This window comes from Psychrilyobacter atlanticus DSM 19335 (assembly GCF_000426625.1).
In the GTDB taxonomy this organism is placed as follows: Bacteria; Fusobacteriota; Fusobacteriia; order Fusobacteriales; family Fusobacteriaceae; genus Psychrilyobacter; species Psychrilyobacter atlanticus.
In genome coordinates, this window is record NZ_KE384547.1 from 1,802,711 (window position 1) to 1,816,101 (window position 13,391).

Genomic DNA, 13,391 nt, shown 5'->3' on the forward strand with positions numbered 1-13,391 from the left:
ATAATAATTTGAGAGGTATAGCAGACTCTAAAGACAGCGGTATCCTCTTTAAAAATAAAAAAAAATCTACTGCTAAGATAAAGATCGGAGTTATAAATTTAATGCCCTTTAAGGTAGAGGTTGAATCTCAATTTTTTAACCTCCTAGGTAGGTATAGTCTAGCAGTAGAGGTCGAATTTTTATACCCGGACAATCATATTTCAAAACACACCTCAATGGAATATTTAGAAAAAAACTATATTCCACTCAGTAAATTAGAGGAAAGGAATTACCAGGGTCTGATTATAACAGGGGCTCCTATAGAGAATAGAGAGTTTGAAGATGTAAAGTATTGGGGGAAATTAAAACCTATATTTGATTTGGATATTCCCAGTATCTATATTTGCTGGGCCAGTCAGGGAGCATTATATCACCATTATAAGATTTCAAAACACCCGCTAAAAGAGAAGATCTTCGGGATTTTTAATCATAGTGTTAATAAAAATAAGTTAATTCAATTAGATAAGTTTCATGCACCACATTCTAGAAATACCTACAATAAAAAAGAAGATCTTCTAGAGGCAGGTCTTGTGATAGTCGCAGAAAATGAAAAAGCTGGAGTATACATGGCGACTACAAAAAACTTGCAAAAAATCTATATCTCAGGGCATGGTGAATATCAAATAAATACTTTAGATAAAGAATATCGAAGAGACCTGAAAAACCTCCCTGAAAACTACTATAGAGGTAATGACCCAACTAAAGAAATATTATTTACTTGGGATAAACACAGGGATATTTTTTATAAAAATTGGTTAGATATGATAATCAAATAAATATAATATTAACGGAGGCAGATAAGAGTGGGAACTATTATTCAGAAATTTGGAGGAACCTCTGTAAAAAATACAGAAAGAATATTAGAAATTGCTAAAAAAATTGTAGAAAGAAAAAAGCTGGGAGATGATATAGTTGTTGTATTATCTGCCCAAGGAGGATATACCGATACCCTTTTAAAAAAAGCACACAATATATCCAAAACTCCTAAAAAAAGGGAATTAGATGTATTGTTATCAACTGGAGAACAGATCTCTATAGCTCTCTTGGCTATGGCAATAGAGGAACTAGGTGAAAGTGCGATTTCATTTACTGCAACACAACTAGGGATAAAAACCTGTAGTAATTACAACTGTGCCCAGATCTTGGATATAGAGAATAAAAAGATAAAAGAAGCATTAAAGGAAGGGAATATAGTTGTTGTGGCAGGATTCCAAGGAGTCGATCCATATGGAAATATAACCACACTAGGACGGGGAGGTTCTGACACTACTGCTGTAGCATTAGGAGTAGCTTTAGATGCACAAGAAGTAGAGATTTATACAGATGTTGATGGTATCTATTCCGCGGATCCAAGGGTAGTTAAAGATGCTAAGAAAATAGATGAAATTAACTATAGTGAGATGATAGAGATGGCTGGAAACGGAGCTAAAGTCCTCCACAGTAGAAGTGTGGAACTGGCCTGTAAATACAATATTAAAATACATTTACGTTCCTCATATTCATGGAAGGAAGGGAGTATTGTCAAGGGAGAAGATGAGATGGAAAAAGAAGTAATCCGAGGAATTACCCACAGTAAAAATTTATCTAAAATAACTTTAAGAGATACCCCCCATAGATTGGTAGATGTTATAAACACCTTATCTAATAAAGGGTATAACATCGATATTATTACCCATGATTTTGACCTTGAAAGGGGGGCTACAATCTCATGTATTTTAAAACAGGAGTTATTGGAGAGTGCTTTTGAAGTTTTAGAAGACAAATACCCTGAGAGTAGAAAAAACCTAATTCATATCCCAAATCTCGGAAAGGTATCTGTCATAGGAATAGGTGTGAAATCAAAGGGGGTAGCAGCACAAGTTTTTAAAGTATTGTCTGAAAATAATATTTCCATTGAGATGGTATCTTCATCAGATATAAATATTTCCTGTATCATCCACCAGAAAAATCTAGAAAAGGCGGTATCCCTCCTTCATAGAGAATTAATTGAGGAGGCCAAATGAATATAAATATAGATATTGATATAAAACAGATTTTAAAAGAAAAAATAATGGTTTTAGATGGAGCTATGGGAACATCTATTCAAAACTATAATTTAACCGAGGAAGATTTTAGAGGTGAGAGGTTTAAAGATTTCCCTTCTAAATTAAAAGGAGCTAACGAACTTCTCAACCTGACCAGACCTGATATTATAAAAGAGATCTATAACAGCTATATAGAGGCCGGAGCTGATATTATAGAGACCAATACTTTTAATGGAAATACTATATCTATGGCAGATTATAATCTAGGGGAGCTGGCATATGAAGTTTCCTTAGAGGGAACTAAACTTGCTAAACTTAGAGTTTTGGATCATTTTGAAAAAACTGGAAAAAAAGTATGGATAGCAGGTTCTATAGGTCCTTCCAACAAAAGTATAAGTATAGATTCATCGGAAATGAATTTTGATTTCCTAAAGAATGCCTATAAAAATCAAATCAGAGGAATCCTTCATGGAGGAGGAGATCTGCTTCTTATCGAAACTATATTTGATGGTTTGAATGCAAAGGCGGCAGTTGTCGGAGCAGAGGAGGTTTTTGAGGAGGAGGGAGGGACACTTCCGATTATGATCTCAGCTACAGTGGATAAATTTGGTAGACTATTATCTGGGCAGACCATGGAATCATTGGTTGTTTCCTTAGACAGAGATTCTATCCTATCCTTTGGTTTGAACTGTTCCTTTGGAGCAGCTGAGCTTATACCACTGATTCATAAATTAGGGAAATTTACCCATAAACCTATCTCTATATATCCTAATGCTGGATTACCCAATGAAATAGGAGAATATAGTCAGACTCCGGAAGAGATGACAGAAATTTTAAAAAATTTAATAAATCATTCAGGAATAAATATTATAGGAGGGTGCTGTGGTACAACCCCTAAACATATAGAACTCATAGCAGAAGCAGTCAAAGATAAAAAATCTCGAATTCCAAAGATAAAAAACTTAGAGTTTAGTATCTCAGGAAATAAAGTCTTAGGTGAAGAGGGATTTTTGATCGTAGGAGAGAGAAATAATGTAGCAGGGTCTAAAAAGTTTGCAAGGCTGATAAAGGAAAAAAAATATGATGAAGCTTTAGAAATTTCAAGAACTCAAGTAGGTGGAGGAGCTCATATCCTAGACCTCAACCTAGACGATGGATTGATAGATTCTAAGGCAGAAATGAAAATATATATAAAGTTACTCCTATCTTCTACCGATACTGCGAATATTCCTATCATGATTGACTCCTCGGATTTTGTGATAATAGAGGAAGGATTAAAAAATCTACCCTCTAAAGGAATTGTTAACTCACTCAGTCTAAAAGACGGAGAGGAGGAGTTTATTAGGAGAGCCAAAATAGTAAAAAAATATGGTGCTGCTCTGGTAGTTATGGCCTTTGATGAAAGTGGTCAGGCAGATACATTTCAAAAAAAGATAGAAATTTCCAAAAGATCCTATGATTTGCTGTTAGGAATAGGTTTTTCTCCTGCGGATATTATCTTTGATACAAACATTCTAACTATCGGAACGGGGGAAAAAACAGATAGAAATTATGCAAGAGACTATATAAACTCTATAAAATGGATAAAAGAAAATTTACCTTATGCCAAAACAAGTGGTGGATTAAGCAATGTTTCATTTGCGTTCAGGGGAAATAACCCATTAAGACATGCTATTCACCAAGTATTTTTGAGGTTAGCCAAGGAAAGCGGGTTAGATATGGTAATAATGAATCCAGCAGAAAAAACAATGGAGATAACAAAATCTCTGGAAGATAAGATCTACAGCCTGATCATAAATACAGAAGATATCTTGGATTCATTGTTAGATGAACAGATAGAAAAAATAACAACTCCTAAAACAACAGAAAAAAAATCTGATCCAAGGGTTCAGATTATAGATAATTTGGTTAATGGAAGTAAATTGAATTTAACAATTCTTATAGATCTGTTATTAAAGGATTACTCTCCCATCTCAATAATACAGGATATATTGATGGAAGGGATGGAAAAAGTAGGAGAACATTTTAATAATGGTAAATTATTCCTCCCCCAGGTAGTCAAAAGTGCTGTGATTATGAAAGAAGCCGTAACTTACTTAACTCCCAAAATTAAAAATGAAAAAATAGATATGGGACACAGGAAAACCATAGTTATGGCAACTGTAGATGGCGATGTCCATGATATCGGAAAAAACATAGTAAAAACAGTTCTAGAATGTAACGGTTATAGGATCATCGATCTAGGAGTGATGGTTTCTATGGATGATATTATAGCTGCAGTAAAAAATGAAAATGTAGATGCAGTTGCATTAAGCGGACTCATCACACCTTCTCTACATGAGATGGCAAGGGTAGCTGAGAAAATGGCAAAAGAGGGATTTGATACCCCCATTTTCATTGGAGGAGCTGCTACATCCAGCCTTCATACTGCCATAAAAATAGAACCAAATTATAGTGGACGTGTATTTCATCTGACAGATGCTTCTAACACGGTAGTTGTGTTAGATAAGATCTTAGGTGGAGATATAGAATATAAATCTGCTGTATTAAATTCATATGAAGAGTTGAGAAAAGCTTATCAAAAAACTGAAGAAGATAGATCCTATCTAAGTTTAGAAGAAGCCTTTAAAAGAAAGGAAAAAATCGATAACAAGGTAATAGAGCCAGCTAAAACAGGTGTATTCGATCTAAATATTAATATCACAGATATCGAAAAATCTATCAACTGGGATATATTTTTACACGATTGGAAAATAAAGGATACCTCTAAAGAGATCGACATTTTAATAGATGGTAAAAAATATCTAGAAATATTAAAAAATAAAAAAATAAAAATATCTGCAAGATATGGGATTTTTGACGTGGAGAAGAAACCGATGGATATTCTAAAGATTAATGATATTGACCTTCCAATGGTTAGAACCCAGCAATGGGAAACTTCCTTGTCGTTAGCAGATTTTGTAGAAGACAAGGATTATATTGGAACTTTTGCTGTGTCGATAGATACCGTATCTGGAAAAACAGAATATGAAGATATTATGTATAAATTACTCGGAAACAGATTAACAGAAGCTGCAGCAGAGTATCTAGAGAAAAATGTGAGTAAAATAATTCCAGTTAGTATAAGGCCAGCAATAGGTTATCCAATTTTACCCGATCATTCTATGAAAAAAGAGGTTTTTGATCTGATGAATGTATGGGAATTAGGAATAACTCTTAGTCCAAATTATACTATGACACCTATTCATAGCGTCTGTGGCCTATTATTTTTTAGTGAAAAGGCAAAATATTTTGATCTAGGAAAAATCGATGAAAACCAGGTAGAATCTTTAGCAAAACACAGAGGAATTGATTTTAGTAAAATGAAAGAAAATTTAGGTATTTCTATTTATTGATTTACGTGAAATATAAAGATCAGGGACTCCTAATTAGGAGTCCCTGCCTTTTTATTTAAACTTTACAAGTTTTATTTTTCCCTCACAACCACATCTTTTATCTCATTTTTTTCCCATATAAAATCTCTAGATCATAGAAAGCTGTTGGATTGACATTTATTTTATCCACCAAATAAATTAAACTTGTAGACCGCTCCTCCCCCTACCATTGTTTCCTGACCTTTTCCTGTAGACATTGCTCCCTTCACATTTAAAGTCATATTTTCTGTAGGTCTTACTCCTACACCAAGAGACACCGCGTCTGAATTTTTATAGTTTCCTACACCAAAACCAAATCCTGCATCTCCTACATCCAGTACCTGAAAATCTATAGAAGACATGGCCGCTGCCATGGCAAATCCTTTTTTCATCTCAGTTTCAAGACCGTCTACCTTTCCTTCTAAACTACCTATTCTCTCTGAGTTGTTGTAAATTTCATTTCTATTGCTTGCTATATTTGTTTTATTACTCTCTATATTTGTCGTATTTTTAGAAATATTTGTTTTATTCCCCTCTATGTTTGTCGTATTCTTCGATATCTCAGCTTCATTTGTTGCTACTGACTTCGTCTGATCTTCTAGAGCTATTATTCTACCCCTGTTAATATCAGCCTTAACAACTTTTATATCTTTTGCATAGGCACTCCTGGTTGTTCCAATAGTTTCGTAGACTGCATCATGATGTTTTTCCAATGTAGTTACTGTATCTTTCAATTCTTTATCTGTTTGAACAAGTTTAGCATCTGTCGTCTGCAAATTTTTATCTGTTTCTTTAAGGTTGTCAATTGCAGTATTTACCTTTGTATCTGTTGCTTTTAATTGCCTATCCTGTTCTTTAAGTTGAGCTATAGCCTTATCTGACTCTATTTTATGATCACCCAATTCTTTATTTATTGCAGTTATTGAACTTGTATTTTTACCTGTATCTGCTGTATTACTTGCTATATTTTCACTATTTTTCACTATTTTTTCATTATTATCTGTTATATTTGTTGTATTATTCGATATACCTTTTTCAACCACTTTTATTTTAGAATTAACTTCAACCAACTCTTCCTTATTTTTATTAGAGGTCACAAAGTTCTTACCTATATCTTCAGTATTATTACCTATTCCAGTATGATTATCTACAACTCTAATTTGATGTTCTGTTATCCATTCTGATACTGATTGTGTTTTTGCCATTTCTTTATACGATACTTTTAGTTCGAAATCTCCTGTTTCTGCATTCGCGATATTTACAACTGATAAAATCGCCCCTAAAAATAAAATTCCCTTTTTCATCTCTTTCCCTCCCAAATTTTTTTCATTTTCCCCATCACACTTCATACATATTTCAATATAAATATATTGATTTCCATATTTAATGAGACTTAGTTTACCACTGTGATAAACAAAAGTCAACAACAACTTTAAATTTAAAACCATTACATTAAGATGGCGTTTTTTTTGAATTACAACTGTTTTTTTATCGTAATATAAGTCCTTCTAAAATACAGTAATTTTTATACTAAAAAAAGGATCACCTCAAAGCTTTTGAACGCCCTTGTGATCCTTTTTTCCTTATTATAACTTTTTTTGCACTCCTATTCTGATAAATTATTATTTAATTTTTCCAAAAATTCCAGCAGACTCTCACTGGGGTTTTTATTTTTTGAAGTAAATGTTTTAATTCCCCGCTTTTCGAGAATTAAGTCTTCTACAGGGTTAGAATCCACTAAAAATATATAAGATTTAGGCCTCGAACTGGACTGGGTACTGTTTTCCCAAAGTTTATTCAACTTATACAGAAGGTAACGAAGATTGATATCGTGAAGGCTGTATCCTATAAATAAAATTGATTTGCCCAGTATATCTGACCTGAGTTTAATGTCCAGTGGTGTTTCAAAATCCAATCTTTCAAAATAGCTGGATTCCGTCAATACAATGGATTTTTCATCGTCAAAGTCTCCGTGAAATTTAATTATCTGGGTATGCATACTATTTAAATTTACCAGGTCTCCTACATTGGTTATTTTTTTATAATTTTTTTTATAACAATCATAGGTTCTTTCAATCCACCTGTCATAATTTGTAGTATATATGATAGGAAAGTCCAAATCAAATATTAGTTTATGTATCTTGGAATCTTCAATTTTTATATCCCCGCTATGCCAGTTTCTATCCATCCAACTCCTCAGAGGGCCGATATCACCTTTTTTTATCTTATAAAACTCTGCCAGGGTCAGTGCATTTCCAAAAGATTTAAATACTTCAGGCTCATAATCCAATTCTTTTGCAATATAATCCAGCAATGAATTCCAAGAAGGCAGACCTAAATTCATAGATACACCGGCACCAACAAATAAAATAGCATTTTTATCCTGAATTGATTCAACTAATCCCCTCATAATCTCTCTCCCCTTCTTAAGGTATTTAGATTCTTTCAAATAATTAAAAAAATTAGTCTTTCTATAATAATCTATAAAATACGTATTAATTTTTTGACTAATATATTTTAATACCTTACCTTTAGTATACCCTTTTTTTCTATGATTCAAAATATAGAAAAAAATAAAAAGAGATAAAAATTTAAATCTTTATCTCTTTTTATTTCCACTTTTTTAACTATTTATATATCTATCTGGATACACATTGGGTGTCATACTTTGTAAAGCTTTCGAAACGTCTTCTTTATCCTGTTGGTAAGTTACTCCATACCATTTTTCCACAGTTTTAATCACTTTTACAGTAGCTTTTTTAGATTTAATCAAATCATCTACAACGCTGGGAATATAAAATTCAGATTTTAATTCCCCTATATTTTCATCTAAGAATTTCTCGAATCCTAATTCTAATTCTTTAAATATTGATGGCATAAATCCCCAAATATTCATAGATACAGGGATATTCCTTTCTAACTCTATTTTCAGGGGTTCTGCTATTCCACTAATAGAATCTTGTCTATCTTCAAAGGAATAAATAGTTCCCGAAACTTCCTCTATTTTAGTTTTTTCTTCCACCGTAATCAAGTGATTTTCCTTATCTAAAGTACATATTCCCCTTGCAACACTACCATTTTTACTGATTGTCTTATCTAATTGAAATCCTACCATTGAATACCCATATTCATCTGTCTGATTTATAAGTTCATCATAGATCAATTTAAAAGTTGTAGAACCATAAAAATCATCGGCATTTATAACTACAAAAGGTTCATCTATCACGTCTTTACAAGATAAAACAGCATGACCTGTTCCCCAAGGCTTTATCCTATCTTTTGGAAGTTTATATTTATTAGGAATAGATTTTATATTTTGGAACACATATTTAACCTCTATATTTTCTAACTTTGATATTCGGTCTCCAATTTTTTCCTTAAATATATCATAAAATTCTTCCTTTATAACAAATACTACTTTCCCAAAGCCTGCTAATCTTGCATCATAGATAGAGTAATCCATTATAATCTCTCCGTTTAGACCGACCGGATCAATCTGCTTTAATCCTCCGTATCTGCTTCCCATACCTGCTGCCATAATAACCAATGTAGGTCTTTTTTTCATCTTAATTCTCCTTCATCATCTTATATAAAAATTTTCTATTTTTCAAACTATAGAAAAGTATAACATAAAAATAACCACTCTTAATAGAGATCTTTTCAGATATCAAATTACTTAATTATGATTTTGACTGGGCATCAGAAAATAAAATAATAAAAAGATGGAAAAACATCGTTTCAGAAAAAGAGTAATTATTGAGATATAATTTAAGTTAAGATAAAATTAAAATATAGTTAAAGTAAAGTAAAACATTCAATTGCAATCATGAATTAAATTTGATATTATTTAATATAACTGTCTAAAAAAATAACTATTAGACTTATTATAAAACAAGACTAGGGAGGAAACATATGAAAAATCTAACAAAAATTTTTAAGATAGTGCTAGCACTATCACTTCTATTGGCTGTAGCCTGTGGAAAAGAAGAAACAAAAACTACTGAAACTGCTACTAAAAGTAACGAGGTGACTGTATATTCATCACACCCATCTCAACTTTTAACTACTATTACAGATAGTTTTTCTGAAGAAACAGGAATAAAAGTAAATGTTGTCGCAGCTGGAACAGGAGAAATTCTTAAGAGAATTCAAGCTGAAAGTACAAACCCTTTGGGAGATGTTATCTGGGGTGGAGGAGCTGAATCTCTTAACTCATTCAAGGAATACTTTGCACCATATAAAACTGCAAGTCACGATAAAATAGACCCTTTATTCAGAGACCCTGAAGATAAGTGGTTTGGTTTTGCATTGTTACCAATGGTTATTATATATAACACTGACCTTGTAACTGGAGACGATATTCCTACTTCTTGGGCTGATGTAACTGATCCTAAATGGAAAGGGAAAGTTGCTATGGCTTCTCCTGTTAAATCTGGATCTTCTTACACGATCACAGCTACTTTATTAACTGCCTTTGGAAAAGATACAGAATCTGGATTTGATTTCATCAAAAAATTTGTAGCTAATTTAGATGGTAAGATTTTAGGAAGTTCTTCTGGTGTTCCTAAAGGTGTCGTAGACAAAGAATATTACATTGGTTTAGCTCATGAAAAAGGAGCTATTAAATATAAAAATGCTGGTGGGCATCTAGGAATAGTATATCCATCTGAGGGAACTTCTGCTGTTCCTGATGCTGCAGCTTTAATAAAAGGTGCTGTCAATGAAGAAAACGCTAAATTATTCTTAGATTACATCGTAAGTAAAGAAGTTCAAAAAACTTTAGCAAGCGACTTTAAAATCAGAGGAGTAAGAAGCGATGTTGCTGCTCCAGAAGGTTTACTTCCTCTCTCAGAGATCAAGTTAGTTGACTATGATTTTGGTTGGGCTTCAGAAAGTAAAAAGACAATAGTAAAAAGATGGAAAAATATAGTTTCAGGAAAGGAGTAAGAGATAAAAATGGGTGTTAATATTAAAGATATAACTAAAAAATATGATGATTTTATAGCTGTTAATAGAGCTGATTTAGATATTAAAAAAGGAGAGTTTTTTACACTACTAGGACCTTCTGGTTGTGGGAAAACTACTCTTTTAAGGATGATTGCAGGATTTAACGAGATCACTTCTGGGGATGTTCTTATAAGCGGGAATAAAATAAACAATACTCCTGCTCACAAAAGAAATATTGGGATGGTTTTTCAAAACTATGCTATCTTCCCTCATATGAGTGTATTTGATAATGTAGCTTATGGATTAAAAGCCAGGAAGGTCTCTAAAACAGAGATAAAAGAAAGAGTTTTAAATGCTCTGGACATGGTTGAGATGAGAGACCAGGCAGAAAAAGAACCTGCTGAACTTTCCGGTGGGCAACAGCAAAGAGTAGCTCTTGCCAGAGCTATCGTCATCCATCCTGAGATCCTTTTAATGGATGAACCTCTTTCTAACCTGGATGCGAAACTTAGAGTTAAGATGAGAGCCACCATTAAAAAACTTCAGTCTTCTTTGGATATAACAACTATCTACGTGACTCATGATCAAGAAGAAGCACTTGCTGTTTCAGATAGGATTGCAGTTATGAACAGAGGAGTAGTTCAACAGATCGGGACTCCAGAAGAGATCTATTCTTTCCCAGCCAATGCATTTGTTGCGAACTTTATAGGTACTTCAAACTTTATCTATGATAGCGCTCTTACAGGAGATAAAACAAAGATCCTCTCTGTAAGACCGGAAGATACCTTAATTGTAGATACAGATTCCGGGACTATCAATGGAGAGATCACTTTGACTACATTCTTAGGTGAATGTGTTTCCTACGAGATCACACTGGAAAATAAAGAAGATATAGAAGTAAAAGTATTTTCTAAAAATATAGGAATTAAACGAATTGGAGAGAAAGTTGGAATTCTTTTCCCTGAAGATAAGAGGAAACATTTTGATAAAAGTGAGGAGTGTTAATGAAGATAAATAAACATCTAAACTTTTGGAATATTATTTCCATAATATCTTTAGCACTTATATTTTTATTTTTGATCTATCCTTCATTTTCACTGGTAAGTGAAAGTTTTATAAGTTCTACAACAGGAAAATTAACTTTAGAAAATTATATAGACTTCTTTTCCCTGCCATATTATTTTAATGCATTAAAGCATAGTTTAGCAGTTTGTTTTGTTACAACTATCTTTGCTACTTTGATAGGGATTCCTATAGCTTATTTTATGAGTAGAACCAATATATATTTTAAGGGATTTTTAGATCTGGTTATCATGATTTCCCTTCTGTCTCCTCCATTTATCGGAGCATATTCTTGGATCTTACTTTTGGGAAGAAACGGATGGATCACTAATTTGTTGAGCCCATTTGGAATAGTTATGCCAACTATCTATGGATTTACAGGAATAGTAATTGTATTTACTCTAAAATTTTTCCCCTATGTATATATCTATACTTCGGGAGCTCTAAATAGTATCGATGCCTCTTTGGAGGAGGCTTCTGAAAACTTAGGTATGAGCAGGTTACAAAGATTATTTACAGTAACTTTTCCACTAGTTATGCCTTCTATCACTGCCGGAGCTCTTATGGTCTTTATGACCTCGTTAGCTGATTTTGGTACTCCCATGCTGATTGGTGAAGGATACAAGGTTTTACCTGTTATGATATACGATGAATTCATGAGTGAAATGGGTGGAGATACAACTGTTGCAAGTACTATCAGTGTTGTGGTTGTAGCTTGTTCTACCATCATACTTTTCCTCCAGAAATATCTTATTTCCAAGAAAAATTATAAGATGAATGCTCTTAGGCCGCCGAAAAAAGCCAGCCTTACACCTAGGAAAAGAATTTTAGCTACTATATTTGTAGGAATTATATCATTTATAGCATTCCTGCCCCAGTTAGTTGTTATCTATACTTCGTTTCTTAAAACAAACGGGCCATTATTTGTTTCAGGATTTAGTCTGGACAGCTACTATAATATTATGAATAAACTTTCATCTAATATCTATAATACTTTCCTGTATTCTGTTATATCTATATTGGCTATGCTGTTATTAGGACTTGTACTCTCTTATATTATCTTTAAAAAGAAAAATAGATTAGCTCCTATCCTGGATATTTTAATTATGTTCCCATATGTTATTCCGGGATCAGTTCTAGGAATAGGATTATTGGTATGTTTTAATAAGAGACCATTACTTCTAAGTGGAACAGGGTTTATCCTTATAGTTTCCTATGTTATCAGAAAATTAGCATATACCGTTAGATCCGGAACTGCCATTCTGCACCAGATAGATCCCAGTATAGAGGAAGCTTCTATAAATTTAGGAGTCTCTCCTATGAAGACCTTCTTCAAGGTAACAGCTGTTATGATGGGACCAGGTATATTTTCTGGATTAATCCTCAGCTGGATATCTACTATAAATGAACTGAGTTCAAGTATTATATTATATACCGGGAAAACAGGAACTATTGCTGTTGCCATCTATACAGAAGTTATTCGAGATAGTTTTGGAAGTGCAGCAGCTCTTTCAACTATCCTGACAGTTATATCTGTTCTTTCTATACTTATGTTTAAATTTTTTTCTAGAGGAAAAAAACTAAATATATAATCAATCTAGAAATATATATTAAATAGGTGAACGATTTATTAAATCGCTCACCTATTTTTTTTTAACACCTAAATATCTGGCAATCACTCCCGCTATTATCCCTATTGCAATTGCTCCGATTAAACCGTGAGTAAATTCATATAAATCTGTGAATAAGCCAATCAACAAAACTATAAATCCTAATCCACTCAAAAACTTAACCAGTGCTTCTTTTTCTTGTTTTTTCATGACTTACACCACCTTAAATTCAATATTCATCCATACCTTAATAACTACTCCTTATATTTTCTTTTCCTGCTATTTAAAATCTCCTA

Annotated in this window: 10 protein-coding genes; 6 read left to right on the forward strand and 4 right to left on the reverse strand. The window is 32.9% G+C overall.

Going from position 1 to position 13,391, the window contains the following annotated elements; translation table 11 throughout:
* Nucleotides 1–8: 8 nt before the first annotated feature.
* From K337_RS18120 to metH, 3 genes are read left to right on the forward strand one after another with little or no spacing between them, the layout of a single operon-like run.
* Complete coding sequence (locus K337_RS18120; protein ID WP_051251694.1) at nucleotides 9–815, forward strand: homoserine O-acetyltransferase/O-succinyltransferase family protein; 807 nt, start codon at nucleotides 9–11, stop codon at nucleotides 813–815.
* A 27-nt stretch (nucleotides 816–842) separates the two neighbouring features.
* Entirely contained in the window at nucleotides 843–2,042 is a 1,200-nt protein-coding gene (locus K337_RS0109150) for an aspartate kinase (protein ID WP_028856340.1), read from the forward strand.
* Nucleotides 2,039–5,458, forward strand: coding sequence for a methionine synthase (gene metH, locus K337_RS0109155; protein WP_037029296.1), 3,420 nt, complete (start codon nucleotides 2,039–2,041; stop codon nucleotides 5,456–5,458). The genes K337_RS0109150 and metH overlap by 4 nt, the downstream gene beginning before the upstream one ends.
* Before the next feature lie 161 nt (nucleotides 5,459–5,619).
* Here metH and K337_RS19190 read toward each other — a convergent pair whose 3' ends face one another.
* The 3 genes from K337_RS19190 to K337_RS0109170 form a co-directional block, all read right to left on the reverse strand.
* On the reverse strand, nucleotides 5,620–6,780 hold the full coding sequence (locus K337_RS19190) for a YadA-like family protein (RefSeq protein ID WP_028856342.1): 1,161 nt from the start codon (nucleotides 6,778–6,780) through the stop codon (nucleotides 5,620–5,622).
* Nucleotides 6,781–7,082: 302 nt separating this feature from the next.
* Nucleotides 7,083–7,886 carry an SIR2 family protein gene (locus tag K337_RS0109165; RefSeq protein ID WP_028856343.1) on the reverse strand — a complete coding sequence of 268 codons (804 nt, stop codon included), beginning with the start codon at nucleotides 7,884–7,886 and terminating at the stop codon, nucleotides 7,083–7,085.
* Between the two features lie 213 nt (nucleotides 7,887–8,099).
* Nucleotides 8,100–9,041, reverse strand: a complete 942-nt coding sequence (locus tag K337_RS0109170) for a nucleotidyltransferase family protein (RefSeq protein ID WP_028856344.1) — start codon at nucleotides 9,039–9,041, stop codon at nucleotides 8,100–8,102.
* A gap of 347 nt (nucleotides 9,042–9,388) precedes the next feature.
* On the opposite strand from K337_RS0109170, the gene K337_RS0109175 reads away from it, so the two are divergent.
* The 3 genes from K337_RS0109175 to K337_RS0109185 are packed head-to-tail and all read left to right on the forward strand — an operon-like array spanning nucleotide 9,389 to nucleotide 13,077.
* On the forward strand, nucleotides 9,389–10,423 hold the full coding sequence (locus K337_RS0109175; RefSeq protein ID WP_028856345.1) for an ABC transporter substrate-binding protein: 1,035 nt from the start codon (nucleotides 9,389–9,391) through the stop codon (nucleotides 10,421–10,423).
* A 9-nt stretch (nucleotides 10,424–10,432) separates the two neighbouring features.
* Nucleotides 10,433–11,428 (forward strand): ABC transporter ATP-binding protein, encoded by a 996-nt coding sequence (locus K337_RS0109180; RefSeq protein WP_037029298.1) that lies wholly within the window; start codon nucleotides 10,433–10,435, stop codon nucleotides 11,426–11,428.
* On the forward strand, nucleotides 11,428–13,077 hold the full coding sequence (locus K337_RS0109185) for an ABC transporter permease (protein ID WP_028856347.1): 1,650 nt from the start codon (nucleotides 11,428–11,430) through the stop codon (nucleotides 13,075–13,077). Before K337_RS0109180 ends, K337_RS0109185 begins: the two co-directional genes overlap by 1 nt.
* 51 nt (nucleotides 13,078–13,128) lie before the next feature.
* On the opposite strand, the gene K337_RS19870 is transcribed toward K337_RS0109185, so the two are convergent.
* Nucleotides 13,129–13,305, reverse strand: a complete 177-nt coding sequence (locus tag K337_RS19870) for a hypothetical protein (protein WP_156877352.1) — start codon at nucleotides 13,303–13,305, stop codon at nucleotides 13,129–13,131.
* Nucleotides 13,306–13,391 lie beyond the last annotated feature (86 nt).

Bases quoted from the DNA above. Each gene is read 5' to 3' on its own strand.
- metH (WP_037029296.1), top strand. From the start codon at position 2,039: ATGAATATAAATATAGATATTGATATAAAACAGATTTTAAAAGAAAAA.
- K337_RS19190 (WP_028856342.1), bottom strand. From the start codon at position 6,780: ATGAAAAAGGGAATTTTATTTTTAGGGGCGATTTTATCAGTTGTAAAT.
- K337_RS0109165 (WP_028856343.1), bottom strand. From the start codon at position 7,886: ATGAGGGGATTAGTTGAATCAATTCAGGATAAAAATGCTATTTTATTT.
- K337_RS0109170 (WP_028856344.1), bottom strand. From the start codon at position 9,041: ATGAAAAAAAGACCTACATTGGTTATTATGGCAGCAGGTATGGGAAGC.
- K337_RS0109175 (WP_028856345.1), top strand. From the start codon at position 9,389: ATGAAAAATCTAACAAAAATTTTTAAGATAGTGCTAGCACTATCACTT.
- K337_RS0109180 (WP_037029298.1), top strand. From the start codon at position 10,433: ATGGGTGTTAATATTAAAGATATAACTAAAAAATATGATGATTTTATA.
- K337_RS0109185 (WP_028856347.1), top strand. From the start codon at position 11,428: ATGAAGATAAATAAACATCTAAACTTTTGGAATATTATTTCCATAATA.
- K337_RS19870 (WP_156877352.1), bottom strand. From the start codon at position 13,305: ATGAAAAAACAAGAAAAAGAAGCACTGGTTAAGTTTTTGAGTGGATTA.